General features: G+C 68.7%; 10 protein-coding genes. 5 read left to right on the top strand and 5 right to left on the bottom strand.

Going from position 1 to position 18,012, the window contains the following annotated elements; all coding sequences use genetic code 11:
* From ABE487_RS14155 to ABE487_RS14145, 3 genes are all read left to right on the top strand, one after another.
* Positions 1-2,950: isopeptide-forming domain-containing fimbrial protein (locus tag ABE487_RS14155; protein WP_346452303.1), on the top strand; the 2,950-nt coding region annotated here is incomplete at its 5' end.
* 14 nt (positions 2,951-2,964) lie between these two features.
* Entirely contained in the window at positions 2,965-6,639 is a 3,675-nt protein-coding gene (locus ABE487_RS14150) for a hypothetical protein (protein ID WP_346452302.1), read from the top strand.
* 27 nt (positions 6,640-6,666) lie between these two features.
* Positions 6,667-8,109 (top strand): hypothetical protein, encoded by a 1,443-nt coding sequence (locus ABE487_RS14145; protein WP_346452301.1) that lies wholly within the window; start codon positions 6,667-6,669, stop codon positions 8,107-8,109.
* Between the two features lie 99 nt (positions 8,110-8,208).
* Here the strand turns inward: ABE487_RS14145 and recQ are convergent, their stop codons facing one another.
* Entirely contained in the window at positions 8,209-10,071 is a 1,863-nt protein-coding gene (gene recQ, locus ABE487_RS14140; protein ID WP_346447237.1) for a DNA helicase RecQ, read from the bottom strand.
* 79 nt (positions 10,072-10,150) lie between these two features.
* Between recQ and ABE487_RS14135 the strand changes: the two genes are divergently transcribed.
* Positions 10,151-11,569 carry a dicarboxylate/amino acid:cation symporter gene (locus ABE487_RS14135; RefSeq protein ID WP_346447236.1) on the top strand — a complete coding sequence of 473 codons (1,419 nt, stop codon included), beginning with the start codon at positions 10,151-10,153 and terminating at the stop codon, positions 11,567-11,569.
* Between the two features lie 100 nt (positions 11,570-11,669).
* Entirely contained in the window at positions 11,670-13,658 is a 1,989-nt protein-coding gene (gene tkt, locus ABE487_RS14130) for a transketolase (protein ID WP_346447235.1), read from the top strand.
* A 129-nt stretch (positions 13,659-13,787) separates the two neighbouring features.
* Here the strand turns inward: tkt and ABE487_RS14125 are convergent, their stop codons facing one another.
* The 4 genes from ABE487_RS14125 to ABE487_RS14110 all read right to left on the bottom strand — a co-directional run bounded on the left by ABE487_RS14125 (position 13,788) and on the right by ABE487_RS14110 (position 17,886).
* On the bottom strand, positions 13,788-14,123 hold the full coding sequence (locus tag ABE487_RS14125) for a BolA family protein (RefSeq protein WP_346447234.1): 336 nt from the start codon (positions 14,121-14,123) through the stop codon (positions 13,788-13,790).
* A 174-nt stretch (positions 14,124-14,297) separates the two neighbouring features.
* Positions 14,298-16,274, bottom strand: a complete 1,977-nt coding sequence (locus ABE487_RS14120) for an acetyl-CoA hydrolase/transferase C-terminal domain-containing protein (RefSeq protein ID WP_346452300.1) — start codon at positions 16,272-16,274, stop codon at positions 14,298-14,300.
* A gap of 164 nt (positions 16,275-16,438) precedes the next feature.
* The gene (locus ABE487_RS14115) at positions 16,439-17,428 is read right to left on the bottom strand and encodes a cation transporter (RefSeq protein ID WP_346452299.1); all 990 of its coding nucleotides are present in this window, start codon (positions 17,426-17,428) and stop codon (positions 16,439-16,441) included.
* On the bottom strand, positions 17,425-17,886 hold the full coding sequence (locus ABE487_RS14110) for a transporter substrate-binding domain-containing protein (protein WP_346444536.1): 462 nt from the start codon (positions 17,884-17,886) through the stop codon (positions 17,425-17,427). The genes ABE487_RS14115 and ABE487_RS14110 overlap by 4 nt, the downstream gene beginning before the upstream one ends.
* Positions 17,887-18,012 lie beyond the last annotated feature (126 nt).

Below are 18,012 nucleotides of genomic sequence, written 5' to 3'. Positions count from 1 at the left end.
CGTCGTCGTGGCCAGTAACCCGGCTGGCGGCAACGATCCCGATCCGGTCTGTACGACCTGCGAGACCGAACATCCTGTCGTCGCCACGTCGATCACGGTGAGCAAGACCTCCAACCCGGCGTCCGGCAGCGAGGTGTCGCCTGGCGACACGTTGACCTACACGCTGACCGCGACGGTCGCGAATTCGGCGACGACCGAAGTGCTGACGCTCGCCGATACCCTTGGCGCAGGTCTGACCTTTGGTGCGGTCACCGATGCCGGCGCGTTCGCCTGCACCGGTGCGCTGACCTGCACGCTGCCTGCCGGCACGCTGCCGGGTGTCTACACGCTGACCTACACCGCAACCGTCAATGCGGATGCGACGGGCACGCTGGGTAACGTTGTGGTGGCGACCACGCCGACCGGCGGCAACGACCCCGAGCCGGTGTGCACCACCTGCCAGACCGAGCATAAAGTCGAACAGCCGACGATCGAGGTCGCCAAGGCCTCTGAGCCAGGGAGCGGTGCGGAAGTGCGCGCAGGCGATGTGCTCGTCTACACGCTGACCGCTATCGTCGCCAACTCGGCCACCCTCGACACGCTCACGCTGACCGATACGCTTGGCGCGGGTCTGAGCTTCGGCGAGGTGACCGATGCCGGTGCGTTCACTTGCACGGGCGCGCTGACCTGCACCTTGCCGGCCGGCACGCTGCCGGGCAGCTATGCGCTGACGTACACGGCCACCGTGGACAGCACCGCCACCGGAACCGTCGGCAACGTCGTGACGGCCACCGGCGGCACCGGGGAGGGTGGTCCTCCCCCGACGTGCGGCGCATGCAGCACCGAGCATCCTTTGGCGGAGCCGCGCGTGCGCATCGCCAAGCACGCCACGCCCGGCGAGGCGCAGGAAGTGCAGGTCGGCGATGTCATCGAGTACACGCTGACCGTGGAGGTTGCGAATTCGGCCACGCTCGCGGATATGCGGCTGTCCGATACGCCCGGGCCGGGTCTGGCCGTGGGCGTGCTGCCGACGGGTTGCGTTGCCGAGGGCGGCAACGTGGTCTGCATGCTGCCCGCCGGCACCGTGCCGGGCACCTACACCTTTGTGTATCCGGCAACAGTGACCGCCGATGCGATCGGCGCTGTGGAGAACCGGGTGTCGGGTGGTTATGTGAACGAGGGCGGTGGTTCTGAGCCCGAGTGCACCACCTGCCAGACCCGCCACGAGGTGTCCGACAAGGCGCAGTTGCGCATCAGCAAGGCTGTGGGTAGCCGGACTGTGAAGATCGGCGATCTGGTGCGCTACACCGTGACCGTGGAGAACGTGGGTGTGGTGAACGTGACCGACGGCATCGTCGTGGACACGCCGCCCGCGGGCTTCAGCTACGTCGAAGGGTCCATGGCGGTCGCCGATCGCGATGGTGCCTTCACTCTCACCGGCCAGCACCCGCTGCGTATCGGCGGCGTCGACATTGCCGTCGGCGAGCGCGCCACCATCGTGTATCTGCTGCGCGTGGGCGCTGGCGTACGGCAGGGCGTGCACATCAACGAAGCAGTCGCGGTGGACGTGAACGGGACGCCGGTGTCCAACGTGGCGACCGCCCAGGTGTCACTGGATGCAGACCCTCTGTTCGACGACAGCCTGGTCTTCGGCACCGTGTTCGACGATCGCGACGGTGACGGTTGGCAGGACCGCGCGGATCTGTCCGGTGTGCGGGTGCAGGGTGGCTTCCCGCCCGACCTGTACGTCGCCGGCTCCACGACGATCGACCGCGGCGATGGCCCGCAGCCGCTCGCCGATGCCAGCGCGCCGCTGCTCCACGGCATCGAGGTCGGTGCGATCTCGGCCCGGCAGTCCTTGGGCGATCCGGCCGAGGCCCATCGCGTGATCATCCGCCAGCGGCTGACCGCGCCCGACTTCAGCGACGACTTCGTCCTGGTCAGTGGGCAGGGCGTCACCGTGCGCATGGCGGCCGATGGGTCGACCCGCGTGGAGCGCGAGGGCGAGGCAGCGAAGGGGCTCAATGCCGCCGAGCCGGTGGTGACGCGCCGCGTATCGGCGGTCGAGAACGGCTACGAAGTGGCCTACATCATCGAGAACCACGGCATCGATGAGCGCGGCATTCCGGGCGTGCGGATCGCGTCAGTGGAGGGTCTGCTGATCGAGACGGACCAGTACGGCCGCTATCACCTGGCCGATGTGCAAGGCGGGGACTGGCGCCACGGCCGCAACTTCATCCTGAAGGTCGATCCGGCCACGTTGCCGCCGGGCACGGAGTTCACCACGGCGAACCCGCTGGTACGGCGTGTCACGCCTGGCTTGCCGGTGCGCTTCGATTTCGGTGTGCGTCTGCCGGTCGAGCAGATACCCGGAGGCGAGCAGCGGATCGATCTGGAGCTCGGTGAGGTGATCTTCGCACCCGGCAGCGCGGAGGTCCGCGCGATGTGGTTGCCGGCGATCGAGCGGATGGCCGAACAGGTCGAGCGCTACCGCGGCGGCGATGTCTCGATCGTCGCCGAAGGCGGCAACGACGCGCTGGCGTTCGCCCGTGCGGCAGCGGTACGCGACGTGCTTCAGGCGCGGGTCGGGCCGGAAGCGCAGGCGGGCCTGTCGGTTGCGCTGCGCACCGTGGTGGACGACCCGCATGCGCTGGTGGCCGGGGTGGATGCCAGGGGCGCATTGCTCGGAACTGTGCTGTTCGACACCGATCGCGCCGAGATCCGGCCGGAGTTCGGCGCGCTGCTCGACGAGGTCGCCCGGCGTCTAGAGGCGCTCGGTGGCGGCGTTGTGGTGCTCGTCGGCCACACCGACGTCCGCGGATCGCACGCCTACAACACGGCACTGGGTCTGCGCCGCGCGACTGCGGTGCAACAGGCGCTGGCGGCGCGATTGCCTGCGCAGACCAGACAGAAGGTCCGCGTGGAAGCCAGCGCCGACCCGGCGGCGCCGATCGATGCAGAGCGCAAGTGAGGAATAGCTGGATCATGAAGATGAAACTGCTCGATACCGCCTTGATCGGCATCCTGGCCGGCATGAGTTCCGCCGTCCTGGGGCAGCCGAGGCCGGCGGCGCTTGCGACGGATCCTGCGATGGACTGCGACGACGGCGCCTGCACCACAGAATCTGGCGACCTGGTGTTCCGGGTGCGCACGCGCAGCTTCGACCAGCCTGTGACCGTCGACACCGACGCGGGCTCGTCGTCGGAGGCGCTGCAGCCCGACCGCCGGGTGTCCATCGCATTGGACGAGCCCGGCCGCGCAACCGTTCGCGGTGCCTTCTCTGCCCAACTGCCCGGTGGCGGTGTGGTCTGGGCCACCGAGGACCCCAGCCTGGGGGCGCCCGAGCTGACGGTGTCGGCCCCGGCGATGGTGGCCTTCGATGCGGGGCGCATCGTTGAGCCGGTCAAGTTCTTCGTCCGCAGCAACTATGTGTCGTTCGTCGAGCGATACGAGCTGACGCTCTATCGGGGCAACGATGCCGACCTGGTCGAGCCGGTCGCCCGCTTCGGGCTGCCGGTCGAAGCGGTCTCGCAGAGCGAGTGGGATGGCGCGTTGCCGGCGGGCCTGGCGCTCCGGACGGGCGATGAACTGGTGTACGTCCTGCGTGCCTACGACACCGCGGGCAACTTCGACGAGACCTCGCCTCGCAAGCTGCAACTGGTGCGCCCTGACGAGGCCGAGCGCGGCATCCAGCGACTGCGCGACGGAGTCGAGCGTTCACTCGGCACTGCGCTGGGCAGCGAGCAGGCGCGCAATCAGGCTCTGATCGACGACGTCTTCGCCGGTAACGGACTGCGCCAGCAGAACATCCCGATCTACGGATCGCGGGTGCGCGTGCAGGGCCGCAACCTGCCTGTTGGCTACGGCCTGCGCATCAACGGCGAGAACTACCCCGTCGATCTCGAACGCAAGTTCGTCGCCGAGTACCTGATGCCGATCGGCCACCATCGTTTCGACATCAGCCTCGAGGCGCCGGAGGGCGAGCCGCCGTTGCAGCGTGCGCTGGAGGTCGACGTCAGCGGTCGCTACTTCTTCGGCGTGGGCCTGGCCGATGTCACGGTGTATCAGAACAAGGCCAGCGGGCCCGGACGTTCGTTGGCCATGGCAGGCCGCGAGGACGACATCCTCAGCGACGGCCGCTTGGCCTTCTATCTCAAGGCGAAGGCCCAGGGCAAGTACCTGATCACCGCACAGGCCGATACCCAGAACCGTCCGCTGCAGGATCTGTTCGACGGCTTCACGTCCGCCGATCCGCAGGACGTGTTCCGTCGTCTCGACCCGGATCTGTACTACCCGACCTATGGTGACGACTCGAGTGTCTGGCGCGATGTCGACACCATGGGGCGCTTCTACCTGCGCGCCGAGTGGGACAAGAACGAGGCGCTGTGGGGCAACTTCAGCACCGGCCTGACCGGTACCGAGTACGGCCAGTACGTCCGTTCGCTCTACGGCGCGGCGCTGAACTGGCGGTCGCGTGGTGCCAATGCCTGGGGCGATCCGGTCACCCAGTTCCGGGCGTTCGCGTCCGAAGCGCAGACCGCGCCGGGCCACAGCGAGTTCATCGGCACAGGCGGCAGCCTGTACTACTTGCGCCACACCGACGTGCTGCCCGGTTCCGACCAGGTGGTGTTGGAGGTGCGTGACCGGACCACCGGTCGGGTCGAGCAGCGGGTGGTACTGCTGCGTGGCGCCGACTATGAGATCGACGAGCTCCAGGGCCGCATCCTGCTGACCCGAGCGCTGGCCCAGATCACGCGCCAGAACATGCCGACGCTCACGCGCGATGCGCCGCTCGACGGTCTTGAGCAGCGGCTGATCGTGGACTACGAGTGGGTACCGAACGATTTCAACGCCGACGAGATCGCCGCCGGCGTGCGCGGCAAGCATTGGTTCGGCGATCACCTCGGCATCGGCCTGACCTACGTCGACGAGAACCGTGCCGGCGAGGACTACTCGCTGATGTCGGCCGACGTCACGCTTCAGGCCGGCAAGGGCACCTACCTCAAGCTCGAGCACAGCCGGACCGAATCGACCAGCGCACCGGTGTTCTTCTCCGACAACGGCGGCCTGAGCTTCAGCCGGCTCAACCCCAGCGGATCCCGCGAGGGCGAGGCAACTGCGCTGGAAGCCCGTGCGAACTTCCAGGAGCTTGGCTGGAGCGAGCAGCCGTGGAGCGCGGGTGCGTGGTGGCGCCAGGTCGACGCGGGCTATTCGATCTCGCGCTTCGATACCGGTGCGCAGATCGAGGAGTACGGGGCGGAGGTGCTGGGCCAGTTCGGCGCCAACGTGGGCGTCTATGCGCGCTACAGCCGGGCCGAGCGCAACGCGGATAGCCTCACCCAGGCCCAGGCCAATGCCGAGTGGCGGATCGGCGAGGCCGATGCGCTCGCATTCGAGTTGCGGCGGGTCGAGGAGGCGCGCGGCTCCTTTGACGCAGCAGGTCTGCTCGGTGCGTTGCGCTACACCCGCCGTTTCGGCACTGCGCTGGATGTCTACGGCACCGCGCAGCTGACCTTGGACGACGACAGCGGCCGCTACGCGGACAACGATGCGTTCACGCTGGGGGGGCGCTACAACTTCGCCAATCTCTCCACCGTGGGCGCGGAACTGACCACGGGCGATCGCGGCGACGCCGCACGCGTGGATGCCGAGTATCGACTGTCGCCGCAGCACAGTTTCTACGGGGCCTATACCTATTCCACCGACCGCAGCGACTACGATCCGCTGTTCAACCCCAATGCGCAGAACGGTTGGACGCTGGGCCAGCGCTGGCGCCTGTCCAACCAGGTCAATCTCTTCAACGAGAGCCAGTTCCTCAAGAGCCGGCGTGAGAGCGGCCTGGCCCATACCTACGGCATGGATTTCTTCCCGGCCTACGGCTGGAACCTTGGCTTCACCTTGAGCGACGGCGAACTGACCAACAGTGACGGCGGCCAGGTCGACCGGCGCGCGGTGAGCCTGAGCGGCGGGCGGACCTCCGGCGACACCAGCTGGCAGAGCAAGCTGGAGTGGCGTGAGGACACCGGTGCCGAGCGGATCACGCAGTGGGTCACCACCCATCGCCTGACCCACAAGCTCAACGAAAGTTGGCGCATTGCCGCACGCTTCAACTACGCCGACACCCAGGACGATCTGAATCCGCTCGCCAGCGCCAAGTTCATCGAGAGCAATCTCGGCTTTGCATACCGCCCTTGGAACAGCACGCGCTGGGGCCTGTTCGGTCGCTACACCTATCTCTACGACCTGGCGACGCTGGGCCAGCTCGGCGGCGCGCAGTACGATCAACGCACGCAGGTGCTGTCGCTCGAAGGCGTGTATCGGCTCGATCATCACTGGGAGTTCGCCGGCAAGCTGGCTCGGCGCGAGGGCGACGTGCGCTTCGGTCGCGGCACCGGCGCCTGGTTCGATTCGGCCACCACGTTCGCCGCGGGCCAGGTCCGCTACGAACTGATTGAGCGCTGGCACGCGATGGCGGAGTACCGCTGGCTGGACGTCAAGGACGGCGGGACGCGCAAGGGCTGGATGGCCGGGCTCGATCGCGACATCGGTCGGAACTTCCGCATCGGCGCCGGCTACAACTTCACCGACTTCACCGACGACCTCACCGATTTCGATTACGACCACCGGGGCTGGTTCGTCAACTTCGTGGGCAGCTACTAAAAGAAGCAGCACAGGCTGACCGCACCGATGAGCAAAGGTTCGACTATGAAAGATCGCCACGCCACAGTTTCCACCCAGCGCCGCGCCTCCCTGCTGGGCGCCGCCCTGACAGCCGCGCTCGCGGCCGTCGCCATGCCGCAAGCATCCGCCCAGGTGGGAGTGAATGCGGTGCAGCGCAGCTTCATCAATCTGAGCTTCGAGCAGCCGAACCTGCAGACTGCGGGCTGCCGTGTGTATATCGGCGAGCAGTTCGTGCCCGGCTGGACGACGAGCCACGGGCTGCACAACCAGGAGAATGTCGGCAACTGTGTGCCGCCGGCCGGTTTCGTTGCGGGGCAGCAGGCGCGCATTCTCGAGTTGTGGCGCACCCCGCGGACCAACGGCGGGCTGACGGTGAATGCACGCAGTGGTTCACAGCTGGCCGAGCTCAACGCCGAGCAGCTGTCGCGTATCTCGCAGAACGTCTGCCTGGTCCCCGGCGACGTGGTGCGCTGGCAGTTCAGTCATCGTGGGCGCAGCAGTGCCACCGTCCAGGACCGCATGGCGTTCCTGCTCGGCACCGCACCGATCGTGCAGGTGGGCACCACCAACAACGGCGGCGGTGGCGTCCTCTCCACATCGCAGGGCACCGCGACGTCAGTACTCGGGCCCAATGGGTGGCGCGACTACAACGGCAGCTTCCCCTACAGCGGGGCGGGCGGTGTCACCAACATCGGCTTCGAAGCGCTGTCGGGTGCGGCGACGACCGGCAACTTCCTTGATGACATCCAGGTCTACCTCAAGCCCTTCATCGAGTTGACGGGCACTGGGTTCGAGACCGTAGAGGGCACCAGCGCAGGTCTGCCGGAACTGCGGGTCGTCGGCACACTCGACAACGACCTGAACATCGTGGTCTCGGTCACCGGCGGTACCGCCGTGCTGGGGACCGATTTCACGACCCCGACCGGCTCCAATACGTTCAGCGTGTTCATTCCCGCGGGCACCTACGATGGAGACGTTGCAATGCCACTCGGCCTCACGTCGCTGGGCAATGCCATCATCGACGGCAGCCGGACCGTGCAACTGAGCCTTCAACCGAGTCCCGACGACTATCTGCTCAGCTCCACGCAGGCGTGCGGCGCTGCCGCGATCGCCCAAGCCACGTGGACGTTGCTCGACGACGATCTTGATCTGTCGATCGAGAAGACCGCGTCGGCCACGAATGTGCCAGTGGGCGGTAACGTTGCTTTCACGCTGACGGCGGCGCATCTTGCAGGCGTGGACGGCAGTGGCGCGGTGATTCGCGATCCCGCCGTCGCCGGCCTGGACTGCAGCGCGGCCGTGGTGTCGTGCAGCGCGAGCGGTGGCGCCGTCTGCCCGGCATCGCCGACGATCGGGGCGTTGCAGAATGCTGGTCTGGTCGTCCCGACGTTGCCGGTGGGCGGACAGCTCGAAATCGGCTTCAGTTGTGTCGTGACCGCGACGCCGTAGAGCAGCACGCGACAGGGCGGCGTCGCGACGGGCGCGCCGAATCGGCGGAGACCCGTGGCCCGGTGGCCGCGGGACCCTGCGGTCACGGAGCCGAGGGCGTCAGCCGGCTTCGTGCACGGTCTCGAGTACGGCGTCGCCGTAGCGCTCGAGCTTGCCCGCGCCGACGCCGCCGATCCCCCCGAGTTGGCCGAGCGTCAGCGGCCGCTGGCGTGCGATTTCGCGCAAGGTGGCGTCGTGGAAGATCACGTACGCCGGCACGTTCTGCTCGCGGGCGAGCGTGGCGCGTAGCGCGCGCAGGGCCTCGTACAGCGGGCGGTCGACGGGGGCCAGTTCGATGTCGGCCGTCGCCACCGCGCGTGCGGTGCGCCCGCGCTCGCGAGCGGCGGTGGGCTTGCGCAGCATCACCCGCTCCTCGCCCTTGAGCACCGCGCGGCTGGCCTCGGTCAGGCGCAGTCCGCCGTAACCCTCGGCATCGACCTCGAGCAGGCCGTGGGCGACGAGTTGGCGCAGCACCGCCTTCCAGGCGCGGGCGTCGAGGTCGCTGCCCACGCCGTAGGTACTGAGTTGCGCGTGGCCGAACTGCCGGATGCGCTCGTTGTCGCTGCCGCGCAGGATGTCGACGATGTGCGCGGCGCCGAAGCGCTGGCCGCTGCGGTACACGCAGCTCAGCGCCTTCTGCGCGGCGACCGTTGCGTCCCAGGCTGCCGGCGGATCGAGGCAGTTGTCGCAGTTGCCGCAGGCCCGGCCTTCGCCGGTGCCGGCGTAGTCCTCGCCGAAGTTCGCCAGCAGCACCTGGCGCCGGCATCGCATGGTTTCGCAATAGCCGACCAGTGCATCGAGCTTGCGGTGTTCCAGGCGCTTGCGCTCGTCGCCCGCGTCGGACTGCTCGATCATCTGCCGCAGCAGCACCAGGTCGCCCAGGCCGTAGCACATCCAGGCTTCGGCGGGCTCGCCGTCGCGCCCGGCGCGGCCGGTCTCCTGGTAGTAACCCTCGATCGACTTGGGCAGGTCGGTATGCGCGACGAAGCGCACATCGGGCTTGTCGATGCCCATGCCGAAGGCGATCGTCGCCACCACCACCACGCCTTCGCTGCGCAGGAAGCGGCGCTGGTTGGCCGCGCGCAGCGAGGCATCCATGCCGGCGTGGTAGGGCACCGCGTCGATGCCCTGGCCGGCCAGGTACTCGGCGGTCTCCTCGACCTTGCGCCGCGACAGGCAGTAGACGATACCGGCCTGGCCACGATGGGCCTGCAGGAAGTCGAGCAACTGGCGCTTGGCGTTGTCCTTCTGGACGACGGTATAGCGGATGTTGGGACGGTCGAATGAACTGACGAACCGGCGCGCGTCCTCAAGCTGCAGGCGCTCGGCGATCTCGCGCTGGGTCGGCGGGTCGGCGGTCGCGGTCAGCGCGATCCGCGGCACCTGCGGCCAGCGCTCGTGCAGGATCGTCAGCTCGCGGTACTCGCGGCGGAAATCGTGGCCCCACTGCGAGACGCAATGCGCCTCGTCGATCGCGAACAGCGCCAACGGGGCGCGGTCGAGCAGCGACAGGAAGCGCGGGGTCAACAGGCGCTCGGGCGCGACGTAGAGCAGGTCGAGCTCACCGGCCAGCAGTTCGCGTTCGACCCGCTGCGCCGTCTCGGCGTCGAGCGTGGAATTGAGGTAGGCCGCACGCACGCCCGACTGCAGCAGCGCATCGACCTGGTCCTGCATCAGCGCGATCAGTGGCGAGACGACGATGCCCACGCCGTCGCGCAGCAGGGCAGGGACCTGGTAGCACATCGACTTGCCGCCGCCGGTGGGCATCAGCACCAGGGCATCAAAGCCCGCGGCGACGTGTTCGACGATCGCCGCCTGCTCGCCGCGGAACGCGGCATGGCCGAACACGCGCTGGAGCACACCGAGTGCGTCTTGCGCCGGCGTACGCGCGGGGGACGCGCCGGAATCGGGAAGCGGGAACATCCGCCTAGGATACCGGCTGGCAGGCCGGGGGCCATCGGGCCGCTTTGCTAAGCTCCTGCGTTTTGCACGGGACGGGCGGATGACCTCATCGAGCGGGCGCGGCATGGCGCTGCACACCAAGATGCTGATCGGGTTCGCGATCGGCGCGATCGCGGGACTGTCGATCAACCTGCTGAGCAGCTACGCCGTTGCCAACGACCTGTGGCTGGTGCCCGGGGCCGACGGCCAGCCGGTGCCGGCGTTCCAGCCGTGGGTCCAAGGGCTGATCGTCAATCTCACCGAGCCGGTCGGCCAGCTGTTCCTGCGCTTGTTGTTCATGCTGGTGGTGCCGCTGGTGTTCTCGGCCCTGATCCTGGGCGTGGTGGAGATCGGCGATCCGCGCGCCTTGGGGCGCCTGGGTGGCAAGACCTTGCTGTGGGTGTTCAGTACCACCTGCATCGCGGTGCTGATCGGCCTGGCGATGACCCATCTGCTGCAGCCGGGCTCCGGGATCGATCGGGCCCTCCTGGACGCCGCGATCTCCGACTCGGCGGCTGCCGGGATCGTATCGGGCGACCATAAGCCCGTTGGCGTGATCGAGATGCTGCTCAACATGGTGCCGCGCAACCCCGTGGCGGCTGCGGCCAACACCGATCTGATCGCGGTCATGTGCTTCTCGCTGCTGTTCGGTATCGCAGCTGCCGTGGTCGACTCCCCGGGCACGCGCAGCTTCGTCTCGGCGGTCCAGGGCGTCTACGACATCAGCCTGAAGCTGATCGACTGGGTGATCCGCCTGGCGCCGTACGCCGTCGCAGCCTTGCTGTTCACGCTCACCGCACGGATGGGGCTGGGCCTGATGGTGCAGTTGGGCTGGTTCGTGCTGACCGCCGCCCTGGCGCTCGGGCTGCATTTCTTCGGCGTGTACGGCTTGTTGATCGCGCTGCTGGCCCGGCGCTCGCCGCTTGACGTGCTCCGGGGCGCGCAGCCGGCGCTGCTGACTGCGTTCTCGACCTCGTCGAGCGCGGCCACGCTGCCCACCTCGCTCAAGACCGCCGAGGAGAATCTGGGCGTGCCGCGCCGCGTGGCACGCTTCGTGTGCACGCTCGGCGCCACCGTCAACGCGAACGGCACCGCACTCTACGAAGGCGTGACGGTGCTGTTCCTGGCTCAGCTGTTCGGCGTGGAGCTGACGCTGGTGCAGCAGGTGATGATCCTGGCGATGTGCATCATGGGCGGCATCGGCGCGGCCAGCGTGCCGGGCGGTTCGCTGCCGGTGATCGCGACGATCCTGGTGACCTTCGGCATTCCGGCCGAAGGCATCGCGCTGATCCTGGGCGTCGACCGGTTCCTGGACATGTGCCGGACCACGGTCAACATTGGCGGCGACATGGTGGCCTCGGTCGTGATCGGGCGCAGCGAGGCCGCGCACGACCATGACGACCTCGAAACCGGCGCCGACGGCCAACTGCATGCGCACCACGTGCACGGCGACCCCGAAGCGCGGCAGCGGCCGGGTTGAGTCCCGGCCGGTCGCCGGCGGCCGCGCGATCTGCGCACGGGCCGGCAGCGGAGCGGCGGGCATGGGACAATGGGTGCTTCCGTCCGCCGCTCCCGAGCCCATGACCACGCCGACCCGTCGCGAACTCGCCAACGCCATCCGCTTCCTTGCCATCGACGCGGTCGATGCCGCCAAGTCGGGCCACCCCGGCATGCCGATGGGCATGGCCGACATCGCCGAAGTGCTGTGGAACGACCACCTCAGCCACAACCCGGGCAATCCGGGCTGGATCGACCGCGACCGCTTCGTGCTGTCCAACGGCCACGGTTCGATGCTGCAGTACGCGCTGCTGCACCTGTCGGGCTACGACCTGCCGATCGAGGAGCTGAAGAACTTCCGGCAGCTGCACAGCCGCACCGCCGGCCACCCCGAGCGCTACGAGACGCCGGGCGTCGAGACGACCACCGGGCCGCTGGGGCAGGGATTTGCCAATGCGGTCGGTTTCGCGCTCGCCGAGCGGCTGCTCGCTCAGCAGTTCAACCGCGATGGCTTCGACATCGTTGACCACCGCACCTGGGTGTTCCTGGGCGACGGCTGCTTGATGGAAGGCATCTCGCACGAGGCCGCGTCCCTGGCCGGCACCCTCGGTCTGGGCAAGCTGGTCGCGTTCTGGGATGACAACCGCATCTCGATCGACGGCAACACCGCCGGTTGGTTCACCGACGACACCCCGGCGCGCTTCGAAGCCTACGGCTGGCGCGTGATCCGCGACGTCGACGGCCACGACGCCGAGGCGATCTCGCGCGCGATCGGCGAGGCCGTTGCGCAGGACGACCGTCCGGTGCTGGTGTGCTGCCGTACGACGATCGGCTTCGGCTCGCCGAACCGCGGTGGCAAGGAGTCCTCACACGGCGCGCCGCTCGGCAAGGAAGAGTCGGACGCCACGCGCGCCGCGCTCGGCTGGACGCACGGCCCGTTCGAGATCCCCGAGGCGATCCGCGATGCCTGGCGCGCGAATGCGGCCGGCCAGGCTCGCGAGGACGCCTGGAACCAGCGCTTCGAGGCCTACCAAGCCGCGCATCCCGAACTGGCGGCTGAGCTGCTGCGCCGCACCCGCGGTGAGCTGCCTGCCGATTTCGCCAAGGCCGCGGACGCATTCGTCGCCAAGCTGCAGGCCGATGGCCCGACGATCGCCTCGCGCAAGGCTTCGCAGATGACGATCGAGGCGTTCGCGCCGCTGCTGCCCGAACTCGTCGGCGGCTCGGCCGACCTTGCGCACTCGAACCTGACGCTGTGGAAGGGCTGCAAGACTGCGGCCAGCCACGACGCCGATGCGAACTACGTCTACTACGGCGTGCGCGAGTTCGGCATGAGCGCGATCGCCAACGGCCTGGCGCTGCACGGCGGCTTCGTGCCGTTCGATGCCACCTTCCTGGTGTTCAGCGACTACGCCCGCAACGCGGTGCGCATGAGCGCGCTGATCCCGGCGCATGCGATCCACGTCTACACCCACGATTCGATCGGCCTGGGCGAAGACGGCCCGACGCACCAGCCGGTCGAGCACCTGGCGAGCCTGCGCTACATCCCCAACAACGACGTCTGGCGCCCCTGCGATGCGGTCGAGTCGGCGGTGGCCTGGAAGTCGGCGGTGCTGCGTAGCGACGGCCCGAGTTGCCTGGTGTTCTCCCGTCAGAACCTGCCGCACCAGGCGCGCGAGGCGGCGCAGGTCGCCGATATCGCGCGGGGCGGCTACGTGCTCAAGGACGCCGCCGGCACACCAGAGCTGATCCTGATCGCGACCGGCTCGGAAGTCGGGCTGGCGATGGAGGCGGCCGCGCAGCTCGGCGACGGCGTGCGCGTGGTGTCGATGCCCTCGACCGACGTGTTCGAGCGCCAGGACGCGGCCTATCGCGAATCGGTGCTGCCCAATGCGGTGCGTCGCCGCGTCGCGATCGAGGCCGGCGTCACCGGCTTCTGGCGGGCGTATGTCGGCCTCGACGGCGCGGTCATCGGCATCGACCGCTTCGGCGCCTCGGCCCCGGCGGACAAGCTCTACCCGTACTTCGGCATCACCGTCGAAAAGATCGTCGAGGCAGCCAAGGCGCTCTGAGCGCCGCGGCCGTCCCGATACCCGAAGGCCCGCGCAAGCGGGCCTTTTTTGCGCTCAAAACCGGGGTCAGCGTGCAATTTCGTCCAGTGAAATTGCACTCTGACCCCGGTTTTTGGCCTGCGCCGTGCGTCAGGAGGCTTTGGGCGCGGTTGCGTTCTTCAGGTCGTGCTTGCTGCCGCCACGGCAGGTCGGCGAGTCGGGCACCTGCGCCTCGGCTGCCCACTCCTCGGGTGTGAACGTGTGCAGCGCCAGGGCGTGGATGCGTTGCATCTGCTCGCCCAGCGTGCGGTAGACGAGCTGGTGGCGCTGGATCGCGCGCTTGCCCGTGAACGCCTCGCTGACGACCACCGCCTTGTAGTGCGTCTCAAGCCCGCGGCTGTGCATGTGGCTCTCGTCGTGCACTTCCAGGTGGCTGGGTTGCAAGGCGGCGAGGGCATCGCGCAGGTGGTCGGCTCGCGTGGTCATGGCATCGGCAGGGCAAGGAGGCAATGGTCATGATGGCGGCGATGGGCGGCATTGCAATCCCTGGCGGACTGCACCTCGTCGTCGGAGCGGCGGGCAGTTGGCGTGTTCGGTGCCGGCAGGCCGCATGCCAGCACGGCACCTGTCCGGGGGCGCATGGAGGCTTGCCGGGGCAGGTCAGTCGCCCGACGAGGGGGGCGCGCTGTCGGCCGTCGCGGTGCGGCGCAGCCCCAGTGCGAGCAGGCGCGCGAGCAGGCGCTCTTGCAGCCCGTGAGGCGCATCGAGGGCCATGCGTTGCAGCGCGGCGGTGTCGTCGGTCCTGCCCTCACGTAGCGCCGCGAGCACGGTGCGCAGCTTGCCGGCACGGGTCGCGGAGGCCGATTTGAGCCAGGCCAACGCCTGCAGCAGGCGCTGTTCGACGGCGTCGAAGTCACTGCCCAGCGGATAAGCCGGCAGGGTGCCATCGCGGCGCAGCGGTGCCAGGGCGTCACGCAGGCGTACGGCGGTGTTCCGGTTCCAGGCCGGTGGCCGGACGAAGCGGGGATCGAGCTTGCCGGCCGCACGGGCGCGTTCGAGCAGCGCGGGCTGGTGCTCGGCATCGGCTATGCGCACCATCGCCCGCACGCAGTCCTCGTCGGTCGCGCCGCGCACGTCGGCGATGCCGTACTCGGTGATGTAGAGGTCGCGCAGGTGTCTTGGGATCGTCGTGTGCCCGTACTGCCAGCGGATGTTCGATTCATAGCGGCCGCCGGCCTCGCGCGTGGCGCGCAACAGCAGCGCCGAGCGCGCGTCGGGCAGCGCGTGTGACATCGCGACGAAGTTGTACTGCCCGCCCACGCCCGAGACCACGCGGCCGTCGTCGAGGGCATCGGAGACCGCGGCGCCGAGCGCGGTCGCCATCATGCAACTGTTGAAGAAACGCGCATCGCGGCGCTGCAGGCGCTCGAGCCCTTCGTCGAGTCCGTAGAGCTCGTTGACCTCGCCCACGCGTTTCATGCCGATGCCGCGCCGGGTGTCGTCGTCGAGCCCGCGCAGCCAGGCGTAGAAGTCCGGCGAACCGAGGTAAAACGCGCCGTGCAGAAACTCCCCGTCGCGCTCGATCAGCTCCCGGTCCAGCGCGCTGGCGGTGCCGTCGTTGGCCCGCCGCATCAATGCGGCCTTGTCGACGACCTTGCGGCGGATCACGCCGACCTCGACCAGGCGCTTGAACCCCTCGTTGATCATTTCGCTGCAGCCGTACAGGCCGGTCTCGAACGGGTCGAGTCCACCGCAGGCCACGACGGTGGGATGCGCGATCAGGTCGGGATCGATCGCCTGCAGCACCCGGCGGTAGGCGGCGTTGTCGATGTGGCGCAACGCCAGCGCGTGGCACAGCGCGTCGGCCAGCGCGCCGATGCCGATCTGCAGCGTACCGCCGTCGCGGACCAGCGTGCTGGCGTAGAACCCGATCGCGTAGTCGGCATCGGACACCGGCTGCCGCGGCAGGCCGAACAGGCGCGGGTACGGGGGCGGCGGCGTCACGACGAGGTCGAAGAAACCGGCATCGACCGCGGCCGTCCCGCCGAGCCACGGCAGTTCGGGGTCGATTTCGGCCACCAGCAGCGGCCGCGGGTGACCGGCCTGGACGAGGGCGTCGATGGTGTCGAAGGTCAGGTCGGTGTTCGACGACAGCGACAGGCGGCTGCCGTCCTCGTTGGCCGCAACCTTCTGCACCAGCACGTTGACGCCTCGGTCGACGAGCGCGCGCGCCACGTGCGTGTAGTTGAGGCTGGCGTAGCGGCGCTGCGCCTGGGACGAGCCCAGCATCGCGCCGGACTGCATGTAGAACTCCTCGACGCTGATATGCGGCGGCAGGGCGTCGCGCATCAACGCCTTCACGTAGTCGAGCCGGATGAAGTCCTCGCCGAAGTGGCGTCGCGCGAATGGGCCGAGGAAGCGGCCCTGCAGGTCGCCCCCGCCCGAAGGCGGGTCGAGCGACAGAGCAGTGTAGAGGGTGAGCGGGCGCGACGGGTCCGCGACTGCAGCGGCGTACAGGGCGTTGAGCAGCCGGTGCGGTTTGCCAATGCCCAGCGGGGCCCCGATGTGCAGCGGGCCGTCGACGTGGGCGCGGATGCGGGCAACGGCGGCGTCGAAGTCTTGGAGATGGGACGTCATGCCGGCAAGCCTACCGGACGTGCGCCTGGTCGCGCAGGCGGGCGGCGCTGCGTGTGGTTCGTGATGACGCATTCCCAAACCGGGGGCAGCGTGCTTGATTTCTTTATTCGGTGTGATGGGTTGGGTGATGGTGCTCGAAATTACACTCTGACCCCGGTTTTGGCTCAGGCGGCCGGGGTGCGCGGCGATTGCGCGGCGGTCGCGGTGACGTCATCGATCCGCCAGTGGACGGCGCGGGCGGTCTCGCGCACGGCCTGCGCCATCGCGGTGCTGAGGGTGCCATCTTCGGTCTCCACGAACACCACGCCCGACAGGCGTAGGCCTTCTTCATGGAAGCGCACGCGGCACGTGCGGACGCCGTCGAGGGCGCGAACGGCTTCGCCGACCCGGGCGGGCAGGGGATCGTGATCGCTGCGGTCGGCGTGCTGCGGGCGGGCGTCGTGCATGTCGCGCACGGCGTTGCGCAGGTTGCGCACCCCATCGCGCAGCACCTCGATGGCGATGAAGATCGCGGCCGCGGCGTCTGCCCACCACAGGCCGAAGCCGATGCCGAGCACGCCGGCGATGCCCGCAAGCGCGGTCATCCAGTCGGCCTTGTTCATGTCGGCGTCGGTGTAGAGCGGCTTGGACGACAGTTCGAGCGCCACCTTGAGCTTCAGGCGGCCCAGGATCACCGGCGGGATTGCCGAGACGGCGAGCGCGGCGATCATCAACCAGCCCTGCCAGACCACCGTGTCGCCGATGACGACGGTTCCCACGACCGGACGCGCCCGGGTGATCAGTACGTGCAGGCCGTCGAGCACGAGCAGGGCGCCCATGCCAGTCAGCGCGACCGAGGACGCGAGGAAGGTGATGTCGAACGCGCGCTCGCGACCGTTGATGTAGGTGCGATCGATGCCGCGAGCGCGAAAGCGCAGCGCGATCAGGAACGCGGCCGGCGGCAACAGGCTCAGCAGGTCCTCGACCAGCGCGGTCTGCATCGCCTTCGAGCCGCCCATCGCGACGTACATCACCACCGACACCGCGCCCAGCAGTCCCAGCGACCACCAGCACAAGTGGGCGGCGCGCTGAAGTTCGCGCTGCTGCGCCGGCCCGAGCGGGTCGGGCGTGCGTTCGACGGGCGGCGGTTGCGGACGGTGGGCGTCGGCGCTCATCGCAGCGTCCGCTCGCGGGCGTGGAGATAGCGGTCGATCGACAACTGCCAGGCGTTCTCGGCGGGTGGCAGCGCGAACCGGCGTCGGGCGAAGCCGCCGCCGGGGGCGCGCAGTACGAACGCGCGCGACCAGCCGACATCCGTCCAGGGAGAGTCCGTGCCATGACCGCCGACGACCAAGTGCAAGCGGTTGCCGAGCAGGGCCGTCATCAATGGCTCGTGCCCGTCCTCGACCCACTCGACCGTGTAGCCGTGGTCGCGCGCGAAGGCTTGGATGAGCTCGATCTCACGGCCGGTCGGCGCCTGACCGGCATGCACCTCGACGAACGGCGGGTCGTGACTGACCCCGACGCGCAGGGTCTGGCGCGCGCGCTCGGTACTGCCCTGGGCATCGCGTGGGTAGCCGTCGCAAGCGCTCAGCGACAGCAGAAGCAGGGCGAACCAGGCGCGGATGAACATGGAGGGCGTTATCGGCCAGCCGATGTGCAGGCACGGTGGATGCCAGACCGTCCAGAACCGGGGTCAGAGTGCAATTTCTGGTTCCGATTGCGGGGAAATTGCACTCTGACCCCGGTTTGGCTGGCA

The organism is Luteimonas sp. TWI596 (genome assembly GCF_039674105.1).
In the GTDB taxonomy this organism is placed as follows: Bacteria; Pseudomonadota; Gammaproteobacteria; order Xanthomonadales; family Xanthomonadaceae; genus Luteimonas.
The sequence above is the reverse complement of the archived record's forward strand: the minus strand, read 5'-3'. Positions and strand labels throughout refer to the sequence as shown.